The 23853-nt window shown below is 42.3% G+C and carries 36 protein-coding genes and 2 tRNA genes; 15 read left to right on the plus strand and 23 right to left on the minus strand.

The features are described from left to right. The 22 genes from FTU58_RS04150 to FTU58_RS04255 form a co-directional block, all read right to left on the minus strand. Nucleotides 1–441 (minus strand): gp436 family protein, encoded by a 441-nt coding sequence (locus FTU58_RS04150; RefSeq protein ID WP_180062100.1) that lies wholly within the window; start codon nt 439–441, stop codon nt 1–3. A gap of 5 nt (nt 442–446) precedes the next feature. After that, nucleotides 447–626, minus strand: a complete 180-nt coding sequence (locus tag FTU58_RS04155) for a hypothetical protein (RefSeq protein ID WP_180062101.1) — start codon at nt 624–626, stop codon at nt 447–449. A gap of 10 nt (nt 627–636) precedes the next feature. Then, nucleotides 637–1716, minus strand: a complete 1080-nt coding sequence (locus tag FTU58_RS04160) for a major capsid protein (protein WP_180062102.1) — start codon at nt 1714–1716, stop codon at nt 637–639. A 3-nt stretch (nt 1717–1719) separates the two neighbouring features. Further along, the gene (locus FTU58_RS04165; RefSeq protein ID WP_004973656.1) at nt 1720–2085 is read right to left on the minus strand and encodes a hypothetical protein; all 366 of its coding nucleotides are present in this window, start codon (nt 2083–2085) and stop codon (nt 1720–1722) included. Between the two features lie 3 nt (nt 2086–2088). After that, complete coding sequence (locus FTU58_RS04170) at nt 2089–3051, minus strand: hypothetical protein (protein ID WP_180062103.1); 963 nt, start codon at nt 3049–3051, stop codon at nt 2089–2091. Nucleotides 3052–3104: 53 nt separating this feature from the next. Next, nucleotides 3105–4310, minus strand: a complete 1206-nt coding sequence (locus FTU58_RS04175; protein WP_180062104.1) for a phage minor head protein — start codon at nt 4308–4310, stop codon at nt 3105–3107. Between the two features lies 1 nt (nt 4311). Further along, nucleotides 4312–5799, minus strand: a complete 1488-nt coding sequence (locus FTU58_RS04180) for a DUF935 family protein (RefSeq protein WP_180062105.1) — start codon at nt 5797–5799, stop codon at nt 4312–4314. A 10-nt stretch (nt 5800–5809) separates the two neighbouring features. Then, entirely contained in the window at nt 5810–7372 is a 1563-nt protein-coding gene (terL, locus tag FTU58_RS04185; RefSeq protein WP_180062106.1) for a phage terminase large subunit, read from the minus strand. Further along, the gene (locus FTU58_RS04190) at nt 7350–7826 is read right to left on the minus strand and encodes a DUF2280 domain-containing protein (protein ID WP_004973644.1); all 477 of its coding nucleotides are present in this window, start codon (nt 7824–7826) and stop codon (nt 7350–7352) included. Before FTU58_RS04190 ends, terL begins: the two co-directional genes overlap by 23 nt. 46 nt (nt 7827–7872) lie before the next feature. Next, nucleotides 7873–8502 (minus strand): putative metallopeptidase, encoded by a 630-nt coding sequence (locus FTU58_RS04195; protein ID WP_373886000.1) that lies wholly within the window; start codon nt 8500–8502, stop codon nt 7873–7875. A 179-nt stretch (nt 8503–8681) separates the two neighbouring features. Beyond that, nucleotides 8682–8885, minus strand: a complete 204-nt coding sequence (locus FTU58_RS04200) for a hypothetical protein (protein WP_257222327.1) — start codon at nt 8883–8885, stop codon at nt 8682–8684. Nucleotides 8886–9357: 472 nt separating this feature from the next. After that, nucleotides 9358–9434 (minus strand) — tRNA-Arg (locus FTU58_RS04205). Between the two features lie 544 nt (nt 9435–9978). After that, complete coding sequence (locus FTU58_RS04210) at nt 9979–10533, minus strand: hypothetical protein (RefSeq protein ID WP_075174457.1); 555 nt, start codon at nt 10531–10533, stop codon at nt 9979–9981. Continuing rightward, nucleotides 10530–10934 carry a DUF559 domain-containing protein gene (locus FTU58_RS04215; RefSeq protein WP_180062153.1) on the minus strand — a complete coding sequence of 135 codons (405 nt, stop codon included), beginning with the start codon at nt 10932–10934 and terminating at the stop codon, nt 10530–10532. The genes FTU58_RS04210 and FTU58_RS04215 overlap by 4 nt, the downstream gene beginning before the upstream one ends. Next, entirely contained in the window at nt 10927–11277 is a 351-nt protein-coding gene (locus FTU58_RS04220) for a hypothetical protein (RefSeq protein WP_180062107.1), read from the minus strand. Before FTU58_RS04220 ends, FTU58_RS04215 begins: the two co-directional genes overlap by 8 nt. 2 nt (nt 11278–11279) lie before the next feature. Then, nucleotides 11280–11516, minus strand: a complete 237-nt coding sequence (locus tag FTU58_RS04225) for a hypothetical protein (protein WP_180062108.1) — start codon at nt 11514–11516, stop codon at nt 11280–11282. After that, the gene (locus tag FTU58_RS04230; protein ID WP_373886001.1) at nt 11513–11800 is read right to left on the minus strand and encodes a hypothetical protein; all 288 of its coding nucleotides are present in this window, start codon (nt 11798–11800) and stop codon (nt 11513–11515) included. The genes FTU58_RS04225 and FTU58_RS04230 overlap by 4 nt, the downstream gene beginning before the upstream one ends. A gap of 73 nt (nt 11801–11873) precedes the next feature. Continuing rightward, on the minus strand, nt 11874–13229 hold the full coding sequence (dnaB, locus tag FTU58_RS04235) for a replicative DNA helicase (protein ID WP_180062109.1): 1356 nt from the start codon (nt 13227–13229) through the stop codon (nt 11874–11876). Continuing rightward, nucleotides 13222–14019 (minus strand): helix-turn-helix domain-containing protein, encoded by a 798-nt coding sequence (locus FTU58_RS04240; RefSeq protein ID WP_180062110.1) that lies wholly within the window; start codon nt 14017–14019, stop codon nt 13222–13224. The genes dnaB and FTU58_RS04240 overlap by 8 nt, the downstream gene beginning before the upstream one ends. Beyond that, nucleotides 14016–14177, minus strand: a complete 162-nt coding sequence (locus FTU58_RS04245) for a hypothetical protein (protein WP_165492556.1) — start codon at nt 14175–14177, stop codon at nt 14016–14018. Before FTU58_RS04245 ends, FTU58_RS04240 begins: the two co-directional genes overlap by 4 nt. A 43-nt stretch (nt 14178–14220) precedes the next feature. Further along, nucleotides 14221–14487, minus strand: coding sequence for a hypothetical protein (locus FTU58_RS04250; RefSeq protein ID WP_180062111.1), 267 nt, complete (start codon nt 14485–14487; stop codon nt 14221–14223). Nucleotides 14488–14499: 12 nt separating this feature from the next. After that, complete coding sequence (locus tag FTU58_RS04255) at nt 14500–14718, minus strand: hypothetical protein (protein ID WP_180062112.1); 219 nt, start codon at nt 14716–14718, stop codon at nt 14500–14502. A 127-nt stretch (nt 14719–14845) separates the two neighbouring features. Here FTU58_RS04255 and FTU58_RS04260 point away from each other — a divergent pair, with 127 nt between their 5' ends. The 15 genes from FTU58_RS04260 to FTU58_RS04330 all read left to right on the plus strand — a co-directional run bounded on the left by FTU58_RS04260 (nt 14846) and on the right by FTU58_RS04330 (nt 23579). Beyond that, nucleotides 14846–15514, plus strand: a complete 669-nt coding sequence (locus tag FTU58_RS04260; protein ID WP_180062113.1) for a LexA family transcriptional regulator — start codon at nt 14846–14848, stop codon at nt 15512–15514. Between the two features lie 21 nt (nt 15515–15535). Further along, nucleotides 15536–15739, plus strand: a complete 204-nt coding sequence (locus tag FTU58_RS04265) for a hypothetical protein (protein WP_180062114.1) — start codon at nt 15536–15538, stop codon at nt 15737–15739. A 65-nt stretch (nt 15740–15804) separates the two neighbouring features. Then, nucleotides 15805–16737: a hypothetical protein gene (locus tag FTU58_RS04270; RefSeq protein ID WP_180062115.1), complete on the plus strand. Its 933-nt coding sequence runs from the start codon at nt 15805–15807 to the stop codon at nt 16735–16737. Between the two features lie 8 nt (nt 16738–16745). Further along, nucleotides 16746–17657, plus strand: coding sequence for a hypothetical protein (locus FTU58_RS04275; protein ID WP_180062116.1), 912 nt, complete (start codon nt 16746–16748; stop codon nt 17655–17657). 198 nt (nt 17658–17855) lie between these two features. Continuing rightward, the gene (locus tag FTU58_RS04280; protein ID WP_180062117.1) at nt 17856–18296 is read left to right on the plus strand and encodes a hypothetical protein; all 441 of its coding nucleotides are present in this window, start codon (nt 17856–17858) and stop codon (nt 18294–18296) included. Next, nucleotides 18293–18826: a hypothetical protein gene (locus FTU58_RS04285; RefSeq protein ID WP_180062118.1), complete on the plus strand. Its 534-nt coding sequence runs from the start codon at nt 18293–18295 to the stop codon at nt 18824–18826. The genes FTU58_RS04280 and FTU58_RS04285 overlap by 4 nt, the downstream gene beginning before the upstream one ends. A 2-nt stretch (nt 18827–18828) precedes the next feature. Beyond that, nucleotides 18829–19950 (plus strand): ATP-binding protein, encoded by a 1122-nt coding sequence (locus FTU58_RS04290; RefSeq protein ID WP_180062119.1) that lies wholly within the window; start codon nt 18829–18831, stop codon nt 19948–19950. After that, complete coding sequence (locus tag FTU58_RS04295) at nt 19947–20621, plus strand: 3'-5' exonuclease (protein WP_180062120.1); 675 nt, start codon at nt 19947–19949, stop codon at nt 20619–20621. Before FTU58_RS04290 ends, FTU58_RS04295 begins: the two co-directional genes overlap by 4 nt. 4 nt (nt 20622–20625) lie before the next feature. Continuing rightward, nucleotides 20626–20814 carry a hypothetical protein gene (locus FTU58_RS04300; protein ID WP_180062121.1) on the plus strand — a complete coding sequence of 63 codons (189 nt, stop codon included), beginning with the start codon at nt 20626–20628 and terminating at the stop codon, nt 20812–20814. 139 nt (nt 20815–20953) lie between these two features. Beyond that, a complete protein-coding gene (locus FTU58_RS04305) occupies nt 20954–21706 on the plus strand; it encodes a hypothetical protein (protein ID WP_180062122.1) in 753 nt (250 codons plus the stop codon). After that, nucleotides 21706–22071 carry a hypothetical protein gene (locus tag FTU58_RS04310; RefSeq protein WP_180062123.1) on the plus strand — a complete coding sequence of 122 codons (366 nt, stop codon included), beginning with the start codon at nt 21706–21708 and terminating at the stop codon, nt 22069–22071. Before FTU58_RS04305 ends, FTU58_RS04310 begins: the two co-directional genes overlap by 1 nt. A 6-nt stretch (nt 22072–22077) precedes the next feature. Then, nucleotides 22078–22335, plus strand: a complete 258-nt coding sequence (locus tag FTU58_RS04315; protein WP_180062124.1) for a hypothetical protein — start codon at nt 22078–22080, stop codon at nt 22333–22335. Continuing rightward, on the plus strand, nt 22328–22915 hold the full coding sequence (locus FTU58_RS04320; RefSeq protein ID WP_180062125.1) for a hypothetical protein: 588 nt from the start codon (nt 22328–22330) through the stop codon (nt 22913–22915). The genes FTU58_RS04315 and FTU58_RS04320 overlap by 8 nt, the downstream gene beginning before the upstream one ends. Then, nucleotides 22912–23316 carry a hypothetical protein gene (locus FTU58_RS04325; protein ID WP_180062126.1) on the plus strand — a complete coding sequence of 135 codons (405 nt, stop codon included), beginning with the start codon at nt 22912–22914 and terminating at the stop codon, nt 23314–23316. Before FTU58_RS04320 ends, FTU58_RS04325 begins: the two co-directional genes overlap by 4 nt. Next, nucleotides 23313–23579, plus strand: a complete 267-nt coding sequence (locus FTU58_RS04330) for a hypothetical protein (RefSeq protein ID WP_180062127.1) — start codon at nt 23313–23315, stop codon at nt 23577–23579. Before FTU58_RS04325 ends, FTU58_RS04330 begins: the two co-directional genes overlap by 4 nt. 81 nt (nt 23580–23660) lie before the next feature. On the opposite strand, the gene FTU58_RS04335 is transcribed toward FTU58_RS04330, so the two are convergent. Continuing rightward, a tRNA-Arg gene (locus tag FTU58_RS04335) sits at nt 23661–23736 on the minus strand. Nucleotides 23737–23853: the final 117 nt, after the last annotated feature.

Consider the following 23853-nt stretch of genomic DNA (forward strand, 5'->3'; position numbering starts at 1 on the left):
TCACTTGATGCTAGGCATCATGTCTAAAGTGGAGTCACCAAACACACCACCTGTGTAGCTGGTACCAATTGGCATTGTGGATGGCTTGTTTACTGGTTTTTCTTCAGTGACTTGGTTTTCAGCATTGAGAATATTTAGAACAGCCTTACCATCTGCAACCCGCTTTAAGAAATCAATGTCCGCCTTATAGCGGCTCTCAACCTCTTCAGTTGGTTGCTGAAAGTAAAGACGGTAGCGCGCAATGTTGCACGCCACACGTTTTAATGTGCTCGGAATGCTAGGTAATGGCAGTTCATACTTAACCGCAACATAACTATCAATTTCCTCTGCTGCATCCTGCAATGCGTTTTCAATGGCTTTACTCATTGTTTGCATTGCTTCTAAATTCTCTACCTCATGTATGCCGAACCGAGCTACTAAATCCTCTCGTGATGCATACATAAGACTTACTCAGCTGTCGAGCGAGTACGGCGTGCAGGCTTTTCCTGAGTTTCCTCTTGATCAGCTTCCACTTCTTTAATCGCACCCATAATTAAAAGGGCCTTAGCACGTTCTGCACTAAGACCCTCGACTGTTTCGCCTGGTAGATACTGACCTACGGACTGCGTTGCAATGTATTTAGCCATACGTCACTCCTTATACCGTGATGAAGCCAGTACCACCGCAAATACCATTTTTGTTTGATGGTACAACCAGTGGAGCTGATTCAGTCATAAGTAAGATGCCGCTTGGATCTTCTTCATACCATTGACGATCAAAGTATTCTAAAGCCAAGCCATTTGCATGGATGTTTTCGATCTTACATTGCGTCACATAACCATTGGTGTCAGAAATAAGCGCAAAGTAATCCACTGGAATGAAGCGTTTCACCTGCCCTTTGTGGCGGTACGTTGCGTCATACGTCCAAATTTCAATATCACCCAAGTAGCCTTTGAACTTCGCAGAACGTGAGGCGTTTAGACCTGGGCGATAAGGAACGCTAATACCTGCATACGGCTCAACAAACTTGGCTTTGAATGCTGCGTTCTTTTCCAACACTGACCACACTTTGCCAGTTGTAAGAATCATGGTTGCATCACCACCACCTTCATCCAACATGCGTTGTGCCATGGTATCCATGTCTTCAAGCGGTGTAGCACCTGCCTGATCCCAAGCGGTTGTAGGGGTAAATGCAAGTGATGCATCGCGACCAAAAGACACCACGTTTTTAGTGTAGTCGTCTGACTCAAGCACAATCTGACCAGTTGTGACTAATTCAGTCGCCATCAGGATTTTACGATTATCAATCGAGTCGTGGTTACGCTTGATCGTTTCGATCTGAGCAATCATGTATTGCTCTGCTGTGCTCAACTGATTGTTGCCTGTTGAGATAATGCCTGCATCACGCAAGCGCGCCAATAAAGCGGTATCCCAAGCGGTTGCAGGTGTGACTTGATTCTTTGGTTTCAAGTAAGCTGGCTGTACGTGGCTTACTTGGATTGCTGTGGTGCGGTCAAATGGCTTACCTGGCACCTGTGGTGCAACCAATGGAGCAATGTCTGATTCAGTTTCAAGCTCAGCAATAGGCACCACATTTGTCGTGAATGATTTGCGACGAGGAAATAGCTTGTCCAAAAGCCATGTATCCATCGGCTCATAATTTGAATGAATTAATGCTAATTCATCAACGCCCAATAGCTCCAGCGGAGCACCATCAATAGTAAAACTTTGTGGCATGATTTACACCTTTGATAATTCAATGTTGTTTTTAGATGCTTTAGCGCGTGCTGCATCGTATTTGCTTGTTGCGAGTGCTGTGCCAGCAATTGATACAGCCTCAATATTGAACACCCCACCGTTATAAACAGGGATTTCAGTACCGTTTGCAGCTGCTGCAGTAGCTTGTGCAGCTGTTAGTGTTGCACCACAAATAACATCCCAACTTGACTCATCGGCCGCTTGGGTTAAGACGTTTGCTGCAGACAGCGCCAGTAAGTCGCCTTCTTTGTATGCAGTAGCAGTTGTGACTTTTGCATTAACACGGCGTGTTTTACCCACATCCAAATTAAATGGACGTGATTCATGTGTAGCTGAAACAGTAGTCATGGATTACTTCCCCTTTTGCTGAGCTGCAAATGCTTTAGCGCCTGCAGATAATTGATGCTCTTGATTGCCCGATGGTTGCATGCCACTTTGAGCGTTTGCTTGATGAGTGAACAAGTGAGCAAATGCTGGATTTGCTAACGGCATTTGTTGCTGTTGTTGACCAGCTGGTGGTTGCTGATTACCTGCAGAAAATTGGCGTAACTGCTTTGCTGTAAAGGCAAAGACCGAGTCATCCATATTTGTATATGCAGTTTTATCATCAGCACTGAATTGTGTTTTAAGTTCAGCTTCAAGCGCTGCAATATCTTCAGCACGCTTTTGCGCTTTGAATTGCTTCAGCTCTGCCTGAGCATTATCACGCTCGGTTTCAGCTTTCTTTAAGGCTTCTTTTGCTTGCTCTAATTCGGTCACGTCGGTGTCCTCTTTCGGTTGATTTAAGTTTGGCTTGCCTGAAAAGGCTTTAATGGACGTATTCCGATCTGCGCCTGTTGAGCAAATCGTAAATTCACGAATACGGTTATTTCGGAATACTGCAACTGGTCCTGTAAATGATTGGCCGTTCACTTGGACTGTTTGCCCTTGTGAAACTTCCTCAATAGAGCCCGGGTCAATAAACATAGACATTTGAAATGGAAAGCCATCGTCGCTGTCTTGTGTGAATTGCTGTGCTTCAGGATTGGATAAGAAAATACCCTCCACATGAATGCCATTACTGGTACTAACTTGATTCACCACACCGATGCGGGACGTACTGAAATGCTCACCTAGTAATGGAGTTGGTGTCGGAATCTCAATGCCTTCAAGATCAAATACGACACCACTGCGTCCCCAGAACCAATGCCCATCGACACGCCCACCTGCATAGGCGGTACCCTTGAAAGTTCGCTTTTTCCCTTCTTCAGCTTTTGCAATATCCAAAGCCGAAACGGCAAACAGGAACTTATTTTGCTCGTTGTCTGTTTCCATATATCACCCATAAAAAAACCGCCCCATAAGGAGCGGTCATATTCATATTTAATTCAGTTCAGCAAAGGCTTGAGCGTATAGATCAGCTTGCCTTGACTTGTTTCAATCGAAACCACCTCAAACGACAAGCCAAAAGGAATCAAAACCCCTTGCCCTGCATTTAACTTGCTTAAATCAATGCCTAGGCCTTTAGCATTCTCAATCTGAATTACAACGTCACCTGCAGAATCAGCCATCAGCAACGGCGCATTGAATTGAACCGTCTGCCCAACTTGATACGCTGCCACTTGCTGAATTGTTGCAGTACCCACCACAGTTGAAGCTGTATTGCTTGCCACAGCTTGAATTGCTGCCATGTCAGCACTTAGCCACCGTTTCAGTACATCATCAGCCAGTGAAGCTGCAGACGCATTTAGATACGCGCTTAGAGCCGTGTCGTTGCCCTGCACATAATCAATAAACGTCCGAATCGCTGTTGGCCTGATCTTTGGATCAAGCGGAATGACTGTGTCTGCAATCGTGTTGAATAAATCCCGACTCTTATCATCCATAGGTGCAAACAAACTTGTCAGCTTTTTGGATGCTGTCCACTCGGCTTGAATGACTTGCTTTTGCTCAAGCAAGAACTCTTTATCCAGTGATGAATCAGCAATCTTTTTATCGACCAATGATTCAAGCTCACCGAACTGCAAAGGATGCGATGACCAATCCAAAACTTCAGCAACATCAGGCAACTTGTCGTCAGGCGTAATACCGTATTTCAATGCCTGTTTTTCGGTTAAAGCAATCACGGTGCACCGACAACGGAAAGAAATTGGCGGGTAATGTGTCAGCCAAAAAGGATGCTCAAATGGCAAAACAATCTTATCTAAGGCCAAGTGGCTTGGACGTACCCGACTGTCATTGATAGCCGAGTACATCAAGTAAGGACGTTTAGCCTTATTTCGGTTTTGCTGGATCCATCGCCCATGACCGTAAGCATTTTGGATATTGGTACGAAATACGTTGTCCAGATAATGCTTAGGCAACTCGATACCTTCTTTTTCAACCAACTTTTGAAAGTCACGAAAGGTTGAACCCTCAGCAATGGCTTTATTGACTGCCTTAATGACCGTTTCAATTTGCTCGAGGCTCGACAAAAAGCTAACCGTAGTTGCCATTTGCCGTGTTTTTAAATCCAGTGAGTAAAACTCATCAGGCAATACAATCTTGCGCTGCCGAGCATATTGCAAGGCTTCAAGAAAGGTAACTGGCTGCATGCTAAACCCCTTCACTTGCTGCCACATACCCGATCATATCTGCAGCATACAAAGCCTGATCTAACTTGGCTGTGAACTCGGTTTTAGTGGCTTTCGGAATAAGCTGTGCAAGATTGAAAGCCAAAGACTCAGGACTATCCGATTCACTTAACAATTGCTGGATTTCAGACACGCTCAACAGTGATAATTCATCTTGGCCATCGGTCAGTTCTTCAACTTCCTGCTGAGCACCTGACAACTTATTTGGCTTAGCTTTAAAGTTGAATACCTGCTTAGGTACGTGTGTGAATTGATGAGGTACCACTGGAGTCGGCTCAACCAGATCACCATCTTGCAACCCATATTCACGGATGAAATAGGCGTTTGAGAAATTTGCTCCTGCGCCTTTCAGCTTCACATCACGTTCCGCCTTTTCAGGTTCAAGTGACTTTTCCTCACCAAGAATAATCTGTCTGCGCTTCCAACCATTCAGATCACACAATGCATTAATAATCGCCTGCACTGTTGGGGTAATCATCCGAATGTCTGCACGGTATTTCGCATTTTGGACTTCCAAATGCACATCACCCAAAGCACGTGAGCCTGCGCCATCTGTACCACTGGTGAGCGTCTGACCTAAAACTACCTTTTGAATACGGCGTTCCAAATTCTTGTCGAATGTTTCATACGCTTGCGAGCCATTACCTACAGCCGATGCACTATGCAGTTCTACAGAGTCCATACTCGAAATCGCTAGAACAGAAGTTGCATGTGCTTTTAGTAATGCATCCCGCATATCTTGGTTGTGGCCAGTAGATGACTTGCCCACCAACAATGGCATACCGTACTTTTCTACAAATTTTGACCAGAACTTAAAGCCATTAGTTTTAAAGAACCAAACCCAGTACAAACGACTAAGCAATGCCTCCCCATAAGGATTTTCAAACGTAGATTTACAGCGTGTTAAGAAATGCTTAAAACGCTGATCTACTTCCTGATCCTGGTGTGTGTGGTTGTAGTTCTTTAAAAGAAGCAAACTTCCATTACTCTTTGGCTCATACCATTGCAGAGGCTTTTCACCAATCCATTCAAAGCCTATGAAAGGTGTGACAGTATCACCTTGAATATGAACCCTTGGGTTTTCAAGTTTGGAGTAAATTGCCTCAAGCACAGAATATCCGTACCATCGTGCATTTTGTGCACCTAAAATGATTTCAGACCACCATTCACGAAGATGTGCATACAGGATTTCAGTTTCTATACCTTCTGCTGGCTCTAGCCGCCATGGAGCACTTTCCAGTTTATCCTGTCGCTTCTCAATTGCCTGATAAACTTCATCGTCATACATCATGACTTTTAAGCGGTGTCTTGTGATACCTGCTTTACGCAGTACCTCATCCACATCAGGCATTTTAGTCAAATAATTGAGTAGCGCTTGTTCAGCCTCATGCACACTTAAGTTACCCGACACAGGCTTTTGACTTTCGGGATTGCGTTTTTTCTTAGCCATATTTAAAACCTTATGCCGCTGGTGGGCTGTAATTCAACATCACGACTGAATCTTCAATCGCATCAATTAAGGTATCGACTTGGTCGTCGTGATCATGGGTCATTTGGGCGTTAAATGCCTCACACTCATCTAGGAAGGATTGCTTCCAAGTTGCATTTCGAGGCAGCATGACAAACCTGTTTTGATTTTCAGGGTAAACATCAAAGTTGTTCTCTAGGTGTGGTGCTACATCCATAAAGCGAGTCAATTTGTCCTTTTCACGTTGAACAGGAATAATTGGAATACCGCCATATTTCTGCCATGACTGCACCAGTTGAGTTCCATGCGCCTTATCCTCAACTTTCATGTATCGAAGTGGCTTTGTTGTGAAGTCATACGCTTTATGTTTATCGATAAATGCTTTCGCTTTTTTATTCATCTCAGGCGCTTCCCATTTGCCGCGCAAAAGATCAATCAAATAAAGCTTGCCATCTACCCCCATACCAACCAAAAGAAAGACAGTGAAGTCATTTTCTTCTTTGACCTTTTGAGCGGTATCCACATATACAGCACGCCAAACCAGTTCAGGTAATTCGTGATATTCACCAAACCACTCGCCCTTGATTAGATCGCCACCTAATTTCTTAGGTCGCTGCATGTATTGGCTACTGAACGTGTAACGTGAAACTGTTGCGCCATCTTTGTCTTGGCCACCTTTCTCCAATTGCAGCAAAGACTGCAATGATTCTTTCAATGGCCAATAGCTTTGACGCCCTTTTTCGTCTCGCTCAACGTCACGCGGTACCTTCTTTTGAATATGCTCAGGCAGTGACTGAATGTAATCATCATCAATCAAGGCAGGGATTGAAATTTGATGCCATTCGCCTGGTACGTTGCCAGTCATAACAAAGTTAGTCGGATCCTCAACGTGCAAACGCTGCATGATCAAAATAATCGGTGTCGATGATTTAGCTTTACGTGAGTTCACCGTGTTTAGAATTTTACGGTTTGCTTTGTTACGTGCTGTCTTACTGAATGCATCTTCTGGTTTAAGTGGGTCATCAAGAATGATAGCCCCTGTAAACCCAAGATCAGCTAAGGTACCAGCACGACGCCCTGTAACCTGACCACCCATCGAGGCGCTATACACATGCCCCGCCTCATACCCATCTACTGTGGTTTTCCATGATGCCTTTGCATCGGTACTGGTTGAAATTTTGACTGGCCATAAGGCTTGAAAGTCTGGTGACTTCACGATATTTCGAGCTGTGGCCGAAACATCCTCAACCAAAGACTGTGAAAATGATAAATACAGAAAGCGTGAACGCTGGTTACGCCCAATCCCCCGTGCAATCAAGTTGGTAAGTAATTCAGTTTTACCACTGCCTGGTGGTACGTTAATCACAAGATTGGGAATTTCACCACTGATAACTTTATCAATCGCATCAGCAATATATTCATGGTGCCAATTCACCAAGAATTTAAACCCCATACGTGGCAGGAAAAATGCCCGAGTAAAAAATAAATGCTCATCTTCACATTTGATTCTTTTTGCTTTTAATTTGACTGGGTCAATATTCGCTCTCGAGTTCATTTATCGCCTGCCTTACCTGCTCATCAGTGGCAGTAACAACTACTGTATTTTCGTTCTGAATCGGTCCACCACCTGCGCCTGTGATTTCTTGTTTATTTGTAAACTGCCCACCGCAATCCTTTGCAGCCTGTTCAAGAATCTTGAGTGACATCACTGTGTTCTTTGCATTGCGCTCTAATTGCTTCTGATACTGTTTTAAGCGGTAATGCTTGTTTGCAATCGGGATATCAATTAAGCCAGCATCAAAATCTGCGCGGGTTTTATGAAACAGCTCGACGAATTTTTTTGATAGGTTTTTGCCTGCCGCTTTGGTTGGGTCATACGAAGCGACCTGAACACGATCAATAGAAATTTTAAATTCTTGTTTAACGAGCTCAGCAACTTCTTGGGGTGTATCACGACAAGCAAGAGACTGAACTATAAAGATTTTTACAGGCTCTTTAAGTGTTGCCATAAACACCCCTTCGTATAACAACGTATAACAAAGCAGGCAAAAAAATTTAAGCCAACTTCAATAAACACGTACCACATGCATGAGCAATTTTTGCCTTGCCGATTGTTGGACCATCATTTACCAGCTCCACCATTTTTTGAACGTCTGGTGATGCACCGTAACGCTGAACGACACCGTGAAATTCTTCTACATCATGTGGTCTTAGGTAATACTTGTACTCACCTGTAGACGGGCTGATTTGGTAGTTACCATCTTCATCTTTTTTAGCACCCACGTGATACAGCTCATGTTCGATCAATGCGCAAAAATCAGTATCACTGGCATTGTGTGCAAACCATGCATCAATCGTGATGATGAAATTCGGTACACAACCAAACCAGTCAATCATCTGTTTTTCTTGACGCATCTTTCGCCAGCCGCCCGCCATCGGCGCAAACTTTTCAGTCTGACCTAAAACAATTTTTTCAGACTTTTTAAATCCACTTGATGCCCATAGCACCATGAATAAATCATCATCCCACGGCGATATATGCATGTGATCAGGGTTGTGTAGCTCACCATCCTCATCAATGAATGTTTTTAAAATCCATTCTTTTAGTTCGTGTGCTGCCTCAAACCCCATAGGGTCTTCAGGATCAAGATTAAGTAAGCTTTGAGGCGGCATCGGTCGTTTCACAGCAACACATTCCGTAAGTTTCTAATTCGCTCTTTCAATCGGCGCATGATGCCGTCTATCGCTAGCATCTCAACACGCGTCAATCCCGATCTACTGAGATTTTGATACTTAGACAGCTCAGCACTGCAAAATTCTAAGTCTTGTTTCGCCTGTACTTTGTCTGTCATAGTGAGAACCCCTTATTTATGCTTTCCTTGACGACGCGCATTCAGCCGACGTTTCTTTTGACTAATACGATTTGGTTTTGATTTATATTTTGAAGGCTGGGTTAATCGCATAGCTTGAGATAACGCATCCAAGCTATTAGCAGCTCGATTCATTCCATCACCAAAAGCCATTGCACCAATTGATGCTAAAGCTATACCAAAACTCATTCGACTCATTCGCATATTCACCACCATTAAGAAAAGAAAAACCCCTCAACATCTAGAATGCGAGGGGCTTTGATTGCCGTAATACGTCCGGCGAATTTTAGTCAAAAAAATACCCACACCATTGGGGTCGATGTGGGCGAAACTTTAAATTCAAAATGTGGAGATTTTTGAACACTTGGTAATATACAAAATATTCCAATTATCTCCATTCGTCAAAGCCATTTTGGAGCAATTTACTGATTTATCAATGAATATAACGATTATATTAATCGCTCTTGCCACTAACCTCTTTCAAACAATCCCGACACACTTTGATTTCTTCATCATCAATCGTGTAATCTCAGTCGCACCATGCAGGCCGAATAAACAGAATAGGAATTGGAGCATGCGGATCACCTTATGTGTGGAGCTCTATATGTGGAGCTAAATCCATTCCGATATTTGTAGTTTTAAAGGTTTCGAATTCGATAGGTTTAGAATCTGGCACGCCATGCAGGACTCGAACCCGCAACCAATGCAATAGAAGTGCAATGCTCTATCCAGTTGAGCTAATGGCGCAATAATTGACGGCATTCAATTTAAACCACTACGATTAAAGGAAGCCGCCATTGGTGCCTTGATATTGCTTTCACAGAACATTTCTCAAGGCATTAAAAAAGCCCTTTTCGCAGGGCCAAACGCTACTCATTAATCCATCATCTCGAAATGGGCTATCAATCTGGTTTCTTAATTTTCGTTCCGTATTAGTCGGGTTGTCATCCCAGATCTAGTATTTCTCTTGGGCCCACTCAGTGCGTGACGAAATCCCACTGGATTCAAACCAATTTATACGGCTGGTTTCAGCATCCCACCGTTTGCGCTTTTAGCTGAGCAAATGAATGCATAGCGTCACAAATCCAAGTTGCCAAATGGCTGACGTTATTTCATAAGATCACCAATGAGTCAGGTTTGTGGAATTTTAGATAACAAAAAAGCCCACATTTCTGTGAGCCTTTACTATCAGTCTTTCCTGATCGTCATTTGCTTTCGCTTTTTAAGCTAGATAGCCATAATATGACCATCTTATAAAAACTATACCCTAGTTTTCGGAATAACGAAATACTTATGCTCGCAATTCTTTGTAAGTATTTTTTTTATACTTTTCAATTGCCTTTGATGCCTCATCAATTGCAGATTCAATAGCCATAACCATAAGTCTTTCATAGGTTTTCCATGTCATCCGATAATTATCTACCGTCATCTGGTGGCAATTAATACCCGCGTAATACAAACGCCCCTGTGCTGTGAAATTAGCCTCAAGCTGAGGATCCAATGCAAAGTCTATGACCATACGCGCAATCAGGTACGCCATGTGATTTATTGTGATGTGTTCAGGTTCGCGCTTTTTATCTGCCATGGCGTTTTTAAGCATGATATTTACCAGATGCCCACGAACATATTCGTAATCACTCTCACATTTACCATCAAATACAATCAAAGCCGTAACTGACTTGGCTAATTGCGTCTCCATAGATGCAATAGCACCCAAGCGATCTTCATAATTCAAAGGCTTCTCTCCAGTGCCACGCACATTTGGTTCAAAATTTGGCGACTTAGCCGTAATGCCATGAGTCAGCCATTCAAATTGTTCAAACTTTTCCGCCACTGCTGCATTCATCCCTTCACCAACCCTTCAATCTGTTTAATTGCAAATCCGCTTGTCACTTGCTCTGTGCTGAACCGTAAAACCTGAAATCCCATCATTGTTGCTGCGTTATATTTTTCCATGTCCCCTATGTAGCCCTTGCCCCTTGTGTGACGCCCACCGCTCCAAATACCGCCTTCAACTTCGATCAGCAGCTTCGTATTCTTGATATGAAAATCTGCCCGCCATTTTCGTGTTGAGTGAAATTTAAATTCCTGCACAAATTCAATTTTTAACGCTCTGAGCTGCTGGATCAGCGCTGCCTCACCCACACTTTCCACCTTTGCGCCTTTGACCTTTTTCTTACGCTTAGTGGCAGTCTTACGACCACCGCCATAAAGTTTTCTGTATTCAGCAAGTGAGATGCTAGTCACCATCACCTCGCAGGGCTTGCTCAAGCTCCGCAATACAGGTTCTCAAAACTGCATCTACGGTGCATTCATGCTGATGTGTGTGCTCCGTATATTCACCCCTCCAATTCATCAAAACAGCATCAACAGCCTCAACCTGCTTCTTCTTCTCGATGTAGCAAGCCTCCATGTTGTTGAGTTGATCAATATTGACTTGTTGTTTACCCCAAACCCGATAAGCCAAACGCACAGTCAGATTTTCAAACTCACCATCACGTTGAATGAACAGACGCTCACCGTGTTGGAAAACTAAGGTTTGGTATTCAGGCGTTGTTTTTAGCCATTCTTGGAAGTCATTCGCTTTCACACTCAATCCCCCTGCACAATCGTCATGGGTGAAATGTGATTGCGAATATCACTTACATAATCGGTGCGGTCGTGGTCGGCTAGAGCGGCGCGGAGGTCAGAGATTAAAAAGCTCTGCTGACCAGTCATATTTGGGAAGCTCCACATTGAAATGTGGTACTCATTTCTTGTAATCCAGAACACAGCCCAATCAGGCGCACCATCCACAATTTTCCGCATCTGTTCGATTGTTAAATTCATCCCTTCACCTCAAATAATTCCTTGGCCATTCCTGATAAGTAATATCTATGCCCACCACTCCCACTGTTTCCGATGTGTCGAACTAACCCCATGTTTTCCAAATTTCTCAAATAACGCTGTACAGATCGTTTTGACATGCCTGGTAATACCTGCGCTCGAATCACGTCAACTGATGCAACTTTGGTGTTTTTAATAAAAATTAGAACTGCGATACCGCGTGTTAACTGCGATACGCCCTTGGATCCAACCAAATCCATTGTTGAAAAATCTTTAGGATGCTTCACACCCCACCCCGCTTAACCAACGCAGCACCAATCGCCATAAATACAAACATCAAAACTTTGTTTGGGTCTTTCATCACAAGCCCTCCATGTGTGAGTAATACTCAGGGCTTAAATCTGTAAAACTTGCTTTGGATAAATCCGTTGCCAACCGAACCGTTCCAGTTGATCCGTTACGCGCTTTACCAATGATAATTTCCGCAGTACCCGCTTCTTTTGAATCCTTGTTGTAAACCTCATCACGGTAGATAAACATGATGATGTCTGCATCCTGTTCGATTGCCCCTGACTCACGAATATCTGACATTACTGGGCGTTTATTTGGTCGGTTCTCTAATGAGCGATTTAATTGCGACAAAGCAATCACAGGGCACTCGAAGTCTTTTGCAATCTTTTTCAAACCCCACGAAATATCGCCAATTTCCTGAACCTTGTTTCCTGATTTTTCGGGTGGTGTCATGATTTGCAGATAATCAACAACAATGGCGTTTAGGCGACCACCTGTTTTTTGCTTCACTTTGCGCGCTTCTCTGCGAATATCTGCGAGGCTTGGTGATGCCTTGTCATTAATGAAAATCGGGCATTGCTGAATGGTTCTAACAGCCTGATAAATACAGCCCGCATCTACTTCATCAAAGAGAGCTGAGCGCACTTTTTTCAAGCTAATCTGACCCACACCAGAAATCATGCGCTCCATGATTTGTTCTTTGTTCATCTCACCAGACATAAATAAAACCACTTCACCCTGATTCACAGCGAGGTCAAGCATGATGTTCTGCGCAAGCGTGGTTTTACCCATTGATGGTCGTGCGCCAATAATTACAAGGTCTGTTCGATCTATGCGGTCAAGCTTGTTGTCCAACTCAGTGAAGCCTGTCTTTACGCCAACTTTGATCTCAATGCCTGCGTGTATTTTTTGGTGTCGATCAAGGATGCTTTCCAAAACATCTTTGGATACATCACCTACAGAACAGGTTTCGTTTTGAGTCACCTTTCCATCTAGGCCAGCAGCAAGCGTCTGAACTTTTTCAATAGCCGTTTCACTGGTATAGCTTTCGGTATCGCTTGCAATCGTGGCAATGGTTTTACTCAAGTCTTGAATCTTGCGTCGCACTGCAAGGTCTTTTAATTTCTTGACATGCGTCCCAAGTAAGCCAAAACGAGCAATCGTTGATGTGAGCTCAAGGAAATATTCTTCTGTGCAATGTTGGGCATCCTGTGCGTTTCTACGAATCATCTCCCAAATCACAAGCGAGTCGTGCGACTCACCCTTGTTGTATTGGTTTTTGATGTGGTGAAAAATAACTTGGTGGCGTGTTGCGTAAAAATCACTTTCGGTCAGTTGTTCAATGTAATCACCTGAACCCTGCTCGTGATCCATGAGTGATGAAAGCACCGCCTGTTCAACTGGAATGGAATACAACTCAGACATCACTCATCCCCTTGAATTTTTTCACCACGCCCTTGAACACGGGTTGTGTTGGGTTTTCATGTGGCAAAGGTGACTGGGCTGGCTGAAACTCAGAAAGATTGATGTTTGACAACCAACTTGCGTTAAACCCCTTCCAGTCTCGAACAATGCAAATTTCAAGAATTGTGTTCAGAGGTAATTTTGATTTTTCGACTTGAGTCATAAAATTTTTAAATGACGTTTCACTGTTCGATGCTTTTTTGTTTTTACGAACAAGCATCCAGTCGTTAATCATTTGGTTGTCAGCACCAAGTTTTTTTAACTCATTTGCGAAGCTAAATTTCGCTGGTTTTGCAGTATTAATATTTATAGATTCATTGATAGGTTCTATTGGTAGATTCCCTAACCCGTTTTTGGGTTCGTTACCCACCCCAAATTTGGGTTCGTTACCTATACCGTTTTTGGTATCGTTCCCAATTTTGGTACTGTTCCGTTTTTGGGTTTGTTTAACTGCCCCGTTTTTGGGTTCGTTACATTCGCGTGAATCAACACCAATTAACTGCAAAACTCGAATCTGATTTGTGTTGCCTTTGCGCTCACCAGTATCAGCAATTAAGCCCAATTCAATTAACTCGCAAACCGACTTTTGAACAGTTTTGAGATTAAGCATCGTGTCTTCAGCTAATCGCTTATTGCTTGGGTAGCACGTGTGATGCTCTCCTGCACGATCAGCAAGTGATAACAAAATAAGGCGCTGAGTGGCGTTTTTAACAGGCGCTCTCCATGCCCAACGAGTTGCATCAACACTCATAACATCACCTGCATTGCAAATTTGCATAACTCAATTTTCGCTTGTGCTACAGCTTGAGAATTGGCAACTGTCTTTTCTGCTGCATATCGCTCAACTGCTTTCTGAAATAAATAAATCTTTCGATTCATTTCTATTTCGGTTAGTATTTGTTTGTTCAATTCGATTCTCCAATCAATGGACACTAAAGCCTGATTTCACGGATCAGGCTTTTTCTTTGTCTGCCGAGGTAGCCGAAGTTTCCTTGGTCTGCCCCCATAGTTTTTCCATACGATGAAACTCACGCTTACGAGCAACGAGGTTCTTTATGGCTAAATCTCTTAACCACTCAGCAACAGTTACGCCTTGTGCGTTGCAAATGGTTTCAATCGCTTGGTTTGTGTTGTCGTTAAATTTCACAGTCACAGGATTGCAAAGCTTCCCTTCTAGGAATCCTGCTTCCAGTGCTTCATTCATATCGTCCACCCCCATGTGTTCACCTCATTACACAGCCAGAGCTGCGAATTCTTTAAGTGACGGGCAAAGATCAACAGCTTTAAAGGTGCCCTTGGTTTCACGTTCGGCGCGAATAGCAACCTTTTCTGACATATTCCAGCGGCCATTCACGTAACCACTAATGGTTGACTGGCTTACCTTAAGCGCATCACCAGCTGCTTCCTGCCCACCAAAATGTTCAACTAATTCTTGGTAGAGAGTATTCATGATGTTCCCTATAAATATAAGTACACCATAATATTATTAGCATTCTAATATTAATTCAATAAGTATTCTAATTTGATTTCATATTAGTTGGCTAATATTCTTATAAGAATTGATTGAGGTACGTGTAATGCTTAAAGACAGACTTAAACTTGCAAGAAAAAATGCCAAGAAGTCACAGCAGGCTGTTGCTGATGCAATAGGCGTAACTCAATCCGCATATAGTCAACTTGAAACTGGACGTGTGGATTCGAGTTCCTTCCTACCTGCGATAGCCAAGTTTTTAGGTGTTGATGCCTACTGGCTACAAACAGGTAAAGAATCAGAAAAGTTTGATCCGTTCATTACTGTGGATTCAGTTGTAGCAACCGAAGACTATAAAGATGAATTTATCTGGATTGATGTTGTTGAAGCTGTGTTTTCCTGCGGTGTGGGTGAATCAATCGAATTCCATTTCGATACGATTAACGGAAAAATCCCATTTTCCCCATCATTCATGAAAGATAAGAATGTCACTGATAAGACAATGAAAATCATTAAAGCCAAAGGCGATAGCATGGCTGATTACATCAAAGATGGTGATTTGGTTGGGATCAATTTAGCCCAAACAGAAATTATTGATGGTGAAATTTACGCTGTCTATTTGGCTGGAGAAGGCATGCTCAAGCAAATTTTCAAGGAGGCCAACGGATCCTTGGTGCTTCACAGCCTAAACCCAAGATTCCCAGACAAAATTGTCAGCGAAGAAAACGGAAAGAACTTTAAAATAATGGGCCGTCAGTTTTGGCGGGCGGGGTAAATTTAAAAATAGAGAATACTTATGCATCCACAACAAATTATGAATCAAATCATTGAGCGTATAAACAAGGCTTCAGCTGCTAACGAACCTCTAACGCTAAACCCTGAAGAAGTCAAAATTCTCTCAGAAGAAATTGGCGACCTTCATTTCATTCCTGTGCTTAGTAATGAGCAATTGATCCAGCTATGCAATGAAGGAAAGTTAGGTCAAAAGATGGTTGATTAAAAATACTAAACGAACCCGACGCAGTCCTTTTGAGCAGATCGGGATAATATTTTGGAGCGGGTGAAGTGAGTCAAATATTACAATACTTAGCATTTTCAAACTATAGGAAATACTTGAGACCAGCAGTTGATGGTTGTATGGGGCTCATGACTCATGTGGCTGAAATTACATGGTCTGATGGGATTCAACGAGAATCATATGTGAAGTTTTACGGTGAGCAAAAGAGGCGTGCTTTATTAAATGAAGCTATTGGCTACCTTTTGATAAGCGGGCTGGGGTTACCACAACCAGAATTTGCTGGATTTCTTGAGTTTAAAATATCAGAAAAGCTCACCCCTGAAATATGGGAGAAAGTATCTGATGTTGATAGATACAGAGGGATAACCTATGCTTGGGTGTGCACTAACACAAATGGCATCAACAGAAGAATAGAATTAGATAATGCCAAATCACCAGAAATTAAAAGCTACATAACAGCACATATAGTTGAATCATTGAAAAGTTGGGAAAAATTACCCAATCTCATCATGTGTGACGATTGGTTAGCTAATAATGATCGTAATTTGGGTAATTTATTAGAATTGCCAAACAGAACTTTTACCTTAATTGATCATGGCGGGATCCTGTACGGGGACAATTGGTCGCCTTGGGATATTATGCGAAATGCCACAATTAGTGGTGACCTCCAAAAAATGTATATGAATTTATTTAAGCAAAAGTTTGAAGGATTATTCTGGAAAGAGAATTTACTTGCTGAGTTAAAGAGTGCAAAACAGGAACATGAATCTGCATTTGAACTTGTTAAAGACGAAATTTACCAATTAATAGTTGATTTCCTTGGTGAGGAAAAAATAAATACAGGACTACCTCCAAACCCAATACAAAATGTGAGCAATATATTACAAGATTTTCTTGCGTCCAATGCTGTACAAGTTAGTAGTATTGAAGCAAAATGCGACTTATGGCTTTCTGCAACACCGTGCAATGTTGCTAAATAGGTAACATTATGAATTTTAAAAAATTTGAAGAAAAATTTAATACAAATTCTACTGCTGTTGAGCTAATTCAAGCCTCATGGTCTCAGGTTAGGTTTACACCTGATTTGGTTACAAATGAGCAATTAGCTGTAGGCGTACTTATAAATCATGATGATATAATTCATACAAAATTCATTGAAGATTTTTCAAGAATTGAATGTGCTTATGGTGCTGATGTTGTTGGGTATATTAAATCGTGTATAGGGCTCTTCGAAGATTTTCTTCATTGTAATTACGAAGATTCTTTCTCATCTCAATTGATTTTAGAAAAAAGAGGATTTATACAAGGTGAATCAATTGACGAACTTCTTGATGATTTATTGGTAAGAGCTGTTCCATTATCTCTACCCCACCATAATAAAAGCTCCTTCAGGAAGCAGTTTCATACAGTAAAAACAGTTAAATTTCATTCTGATGTTAAAAGCTACATTAAGAATAAAATGGGTGAAATTTATAAGGAAATATTTGCTGGTAATGAAACAGTACTTGTTGGCGATCCTTCGATTGGATTCAGAAGACTGCCGGTTGCTATCAATATCGAGCAGGATAATAAAATTGGCGATCTACTTTCGACCGTATATGCCACGCCAGACACTATTGAGATAAATTGCCTAAAAACTTTAGAAAATTTAAGAGCTGTAAAAAAATATACATGTAAAGACAGTGAATTTAAACTATTCATGTTGTCTCCAGATGAACCCAATATGGATCTATTAACTAGAGCAGATAAAAATAAACGAAAAGAAATAATTGGTAACTTTAAGTGGAGTCTACGTTCTGAGGGGATTGGTCTAATTGAGGAGCATTCTGTAGATGAAGCATCAGAACGACTGATAGAATGGTCTGGAATTGATAAGCAAAGAAAATTGGAAAAAATTTAAGATTCAGATTTTTTATAACAACCCACCCTAGCGGTGGGTTTTTTATTGCTTAGAAAAATAAATATTAGCAAAATTATAAAAAATATAAGCAAAACTATTGACCACTAATATTAGTATGCTAATATTTATCTCGTAAACACAAAAAAAGCACACCGACCGTCAAATCATGTGTGCTTTTTCCAAAACTGCGAGGTAATTATGAATACAACAAACCAATCTTTCAAGTATCCAATTGTAGCTATGGCTGCTGCAGTTGCCACAGTTGGTGCTTTGGCTGTCACCTACACACCAGAGCCAACGACTTACACACCCGCTTTTACAGCGAACGCTGCACCGTCTCAATACGAGCTATTACAGCTGCGTATGACTGACGCCAACAAAGGTCAGGCGGTAATTCGTTTAGATGGTTTCCGCATCACTACAACTTTTGAAGTTGAAGCATTTGAAGACAATTACGGCGTTCCAGGATCTGAATTTACCGCTGTTGATGTCACCAGTCTTGATGATGTTCAGGTCTTTGATGCAACTGGCAAACGCTATAACGACTTCACCGATCACATCGATCACCGAAACATGAATGCTCTAATCAAAGCACATATCGAAAAACACCGTTTAGTTACCGTGGGAGATGAATCATGAATTTTGCAACTCCAGAACAAGTGTTCACTGCCCTTGGTGATGGCAAGGACGTGTATTGGTCAGAGGATGGTTCAAGCGATTGGACTCCTTTGAACCAAAAGTCACAGCTTAACTTTTCAGACTTGTACTCAGGCTTTTTAAAGTTCCGAGTTGAGGATCTTCCGAAAATAAACATGCCGATTGAAGTTACTGACACACAGTACTTTTCAGCCTTTGTACGACATGAGGGCAGCTTTGAAATTTACCGTGTGGGCACAACAAAAACACGTTTTTATGCACTAAAGCTGAAACGTAATGTGCGCTCTGAAAACTACTTTTCAAACATTGATGTATTTGCAGTTAACACTGACGGTAGTTTGAAAAAGGTGTTTAGAACAGTTGCTAATGATTGGGTATTTAGTGCTTTGGAAACGGCTCGCAAGGCGAATCGTAACCGCGAATATAACCAAATTCTGCAGGATGCAGGCTTCTTTTCCAGTAAAGAATATGGCGACCACAGACGCAGAAGCCGCCGCATGGGAGGAATGTAATCATGGCATTACCGATTATTACAGCTGACCAGCCGTTAATTGTTCAGGCGATCATTACCTACATCTATGCGGATCCTGGTCTTGGTAAAACTTCTATGGGTTTTACAGGTGACAAAGCCATATCTTTTGACTTTGACAAAGGCGCACATCGTACTGGTGAGCTACGTCGTGGTGCCGTGGTTCCTGTTCAGCAATGGTCTGATGTTGCAAATATCACCCTGCAGGATTTAGCACCGTATAACACTGTTGTGATTGATACCGTGGGTGCAATGCTTGAAAGCATTAAAACCCACCTACTTGGCAACCGTGAAAACCGTCAAAAGGATGGCTCACTTAAGCTTAAGGCGCAGGGTTTGGCCAACAACATTTTTACTCAATATGTGAACAACTTGGTCAGCTCGGGTAAAGACGTTGTATTCATTGCCCACGCATCAGAAGACAACTCGGGCGACCAAGTTATTTACCGTCCAGACTTAGGCGGTAAAAACAGAAATATGCTTTATCGCATTGCAGACATCATGGGTTATTTGACCACTGTCACTACCAGTGAAGGTAAAAGTGCACGTGTAATTAGCTTTAAGCCATCCCCTACTCACCACGCTAAAAACTCAGGTGCTTTAGGGGGTGAAACGGGCGAGGTTTGGGTACCTGATCTGAAAGAGCACCCGCGCTTTTTGGCTGACCTAATTAATCAAGCCAAGGGTCATATCAACACACTAACCCCTGCACAGCTTGAAGAGCAAAAGGCTCAGCAAGACTTGGGTAACTGGGAGCAGAGCTGCAATGAAGCAAAGCATGCTGGCGATATTAACGAACTGACCGCTTCTTTGGTTAAAGAGCATCGTTACTACGAAGTTATGCGCAAAACTCTACTTCACCATGCAAAGCGACTGGAATGCACATTCAACAAAGAATTGAACAAATGGATTGGGCCAAAAGAGTTTTTAGGCATCACGGATGAACAGCGCGATGAACTCCAAGACTTACTTGCCCAAAACAATGTTGATGTTATGACGTTCTGCGAAGAACAAGGAATTGACAGCCTTTTAGCAATCAATGCCGCTGACTTCCAGGCAGTAAAAGCACACATCATGAATAACTTTAAAGAGGCCGCTATTGCATGAACGCAGTAATTTTAGACACCGAAACTCACGACATGAACGGATATCCGATTGAGATTTCGTATTCGCCTTGCGACTTTGTAGATGGCGCTTTGCACGTGGGGCATGAATTGAATTTTGATGAATACTTTTCATGCCCAGAACGTATCTCTTTTGGTGCGATGGCAGTGCATCACATTTTGGAATCCGACATTGCAGGCAAGCCAAGCTATGAAACATTCCGCCTGCCTACCACAGTCAAATACATGATCGGTCACAACATTGATTATGACGTTGCAGCGGTTAAAAAGTGCGACCCAAAAATTGAAGTGAAAGCAATTTGTACTTTGGCTTTATCGCGCATGTTATGGCCAGACGCAAGTCACTCACTTGGCGCCTTGTATTACCAAATCAGTGAAGACAAAGAAAAGGCTCGTAAGCATTTACGCAATGCTCATAACGCGAAATATGACATTTACTTCACTGGTGTATTGCTTGAGGTGTTGGTTGGCGAGCTGGGCATCAAAGATATGAACTCGCTTTACATGATGTCTGAAACAGCGCGTATTCCGAAAATAATCACATTCGGCAAACACAAAGGTACTTACATTGAAGACCTGCCAAGTGACTACAAAGCTTGGCTACTACGTCAGGATGACTTGGATCCGTATGTACGCAAAGCGTTAAAAGGGTAAGAACATGAAGAAAAATTATGTTTGGAGCTACAAGGCTAAAGTGCAAGGCGGCCGTGGCTACATCACTGGGCAAGTTGAAGCGCCCAATTACAGCCAAGCTGAACAAATGGTTATTGATGACAATTTATTGGTGGATTCGGTTGAACTGAAATTATGCCGCAATGTGAAACCAACACAAGAGTTTGCAGCATGAAATACACATATTCCTCAATTACCCGCACCTTAACTGTGTGTGGGACCAAGATGACACACATATTTAACAACGTGAGTTTAGGTGAAATTGAAAGCCTAATTCTTGACGCAAAATTCAAAGAAGCGAACTGGAGAGAATAATGAATTCAGCTGCTGATATGAGACGCTTTCATGAGCAGACAGCTCTACAAAAAGCAAAAGACAAGGTAATTGATGCTTTAAAGAATGACCCGCTTGGCTTATCTGCAAACCAATTAATGACTGTTTGCCGCTTGAGTATCAAGACAGTGAAAAACATCCTAGCAACGATCGATGTGAAAGAAGAGCATGGTGTTTATTTCCTGTCAGGTGTGGCTAAAGCAGAAATTTCAACTGAGCCACAAGCAGAACAAGTCACACCTGTGGTACGGGGAAAGGTTCATGATGCAATTTTGCAGTACTTGCATGACTTCCCTGCTGGTTTAACAAAGCCTGAATTGATGGCTGCTTTGCAACTGAATGACAAGCAATTCACCAATGGCATTTATAAGCTCAATAAAGATGGTGCAATTATCCGTACTGGTAAATTCGGCAGCTACAAATACCAATTAAAAACTAATGGCCAAGAAATGAATACTGAAGTTATTGCGGCACCAGCTGCTGAAGAAAATGTGATTAGTGTGCAGCCTGTTGTAGAAACACCAGCTCAGGATCCACAGCCTAGTGAGCCTGATGCCATCGCTTTATTAAAAGACCAGGTTAAAACAGTGGTCACACGTAAAAGTGAATTGACTATAAAGCAAGACCAACTGAGTGAACTTTTATCAAGTGTATTCGGTTTAAACACAGTCAATTTTTGTGTTGAAGGTAGCCGTTTAGTGGGTGTGCATCTTTCTCAAGAAGAGGTGGCGTGATGGATTTGCAGAAAGATTTCTTAAACATGCAGATAGCATACGAAAAAAACTGCGCTATTCGCTGTAACTGCTCCTATGAGGAACTCAAAGCTCAGCTTGATAGATCGGAGTCCTTATTTGGCACTCGGTATCTGGAAGGAAGCCCGCGTCATGAAAATTGGCTGTTATGGGTAGAGGCTTGGCAAGCAGCCAAAGCCCAAGCGATTCCTAATGGGTTTACGGTTGTTCCTATTGAGATAACTCCCAAGCAGATTGAAGCATATATGAAAGGTAAGGTTTTCCCCGCCTCAATGGGTGAACATAGAAAGTTTGTAGAGCGCTTATCAAAAGATTACAAAGCCATGATCGAAGCAGCGCAGGAGTAAAAAGTAATGGGAATGCTTGGACGATATGAAGCGCACTTTTACTGTGATTGCTGTAATGACTTTATGGAAGTTGGCGAATACGAAACACGCAGTGAAACAGTAAAAAATGTGAAAAAGTTTTGGCTGCTTCGCAAGGATGGTGTGGTTCTTTGTGAGAAGTGCAAGGAAATCGAAAACCTCACCTTAATCCCCGAATACAGCCGTGAAGGAGGCGCATGGAATTGGAAAACACATTTGAAAGCACAGGAGCCAGCCAATGATTAAAACTAAAATGCAATTGGCGCATGAGATGGCTTTAGCAATACAAGGCACAAAGCTGCTTCATGATATGGAACTTGTTTCTGATATGGCTTGGAAATACGCCGATGCAATGCAAGCCGAAGTAGATAAGCGTGAAAAAGAGGAAGCAGCGCAAAAACGCAAAGAAATCCGCGAAATGTTAAACGCTCCAAATACATTTGTTGAGCGTGAGGGGCAGCATTTTGATGATGTGTGCAGCGATGAAATGCAGGCGCAGCGAGATGCTGAATTATATGGAACTGGCTTTTTGAAAGTAACCTATGATTCTAATGGGGTTAAGTATGAGAGGTTAGACCCAGAAACAATCTCTATGTGTTCTTCTAATATTGGCCTTGATAGTCAGGTTTTGAAAGAATGGCAACCCGATTGGAGTCAAGCGCCTGAGTGGGCAAAGTATTGGGCAGTAAGAGATGGTAGCAAAATGGCTTTATGGTGCATCAATAAGCCAACCGTAACAGACGATTGCTTTTTATCTCATGGCGGTTGTAGTCCCGCCCCATCATTCGGCCTAACAGGTAGTCGCATCGTGGAGCGTCCAGAATGAATTTAATTGAACAGATTGGTGGGTATGGGAAGGCTAAAGAAATTGCTTTTGATCCATTGCACCCACAAATGACGCATGTATCAAATGATGGTCGCCACTGGGTTAATGAGGAGTTCTCGCATATTCCAGAGATTCAAGAACAGATACCCACAATGATTAGAATTAAGGATATTCGAAAAGCCCTCCTCGAATACCGCCGCCAGCACAATATTTTTGAGGAAAGCGACAATATCGTATTCATTGATGATTTTATGCACGGTGACTTGATGACTGTTGCATGGACTCGAAAGGGTGAAGTGTGGATGGATGAGGGCGCAAAACGCTGCACCGACCTTTCCATGATTCGCCACGCCACAGATGCAGAAATCAAAGCGGGTAAAAGATTGGAGGTGAATCAATGACAGCAATGGCAAACATGGGCAGCTTGGTTGTTGCCCTGCCCCCTGCGGATATTTGGCTTACAGATGAACAGGCGGCAGATTTTTTGGGTTATGCGGGCACTTATTTCAAAGCATCTATTATTTGCTTAAAAGGATTCCCAAAACCAAGATACATTACAGACAATTCTAAAGGTCGCAGATGGAACTTAAAAATGCTATCTGATTGGTTGAATGACAGACCAGAGGATTTGAAAAAAGCCGTAGGCAGACCCCGCAAAATATAGCGGGGTTTTTCTTGTTTAAAATATGGATTACGCCAATATTACGCCAAAGTAGATATAAGTTATTGTTTTTATAGTATGTATTGGTGCGCTCAGCGGGACTCGAACCCACGCCACAGGCTTCGGAGACCTGTACTCTATCCAGTTGAGCTATGAGCGCGCGCTGCACATCATAACAAAAAATTGCTGAAGGTAAAGCAACTATATATAAGTTACGTATTTTTATGCTTATGCTTTAAACAATGTTCCAAACTTGCAACATAGAATTCCATCTAAC

It is taken from the genome of Acinetobacter sp. YH12120, from assembly GCF_013418795.1.
In the GTDB taxonomy this organism is placed as follows: Bacteria; Pseudomonadota; Gammaproteobacteria; order Pseudomonadales; family Moraxellaceae; genus Acinetobacter; species Acinetobacter towneri.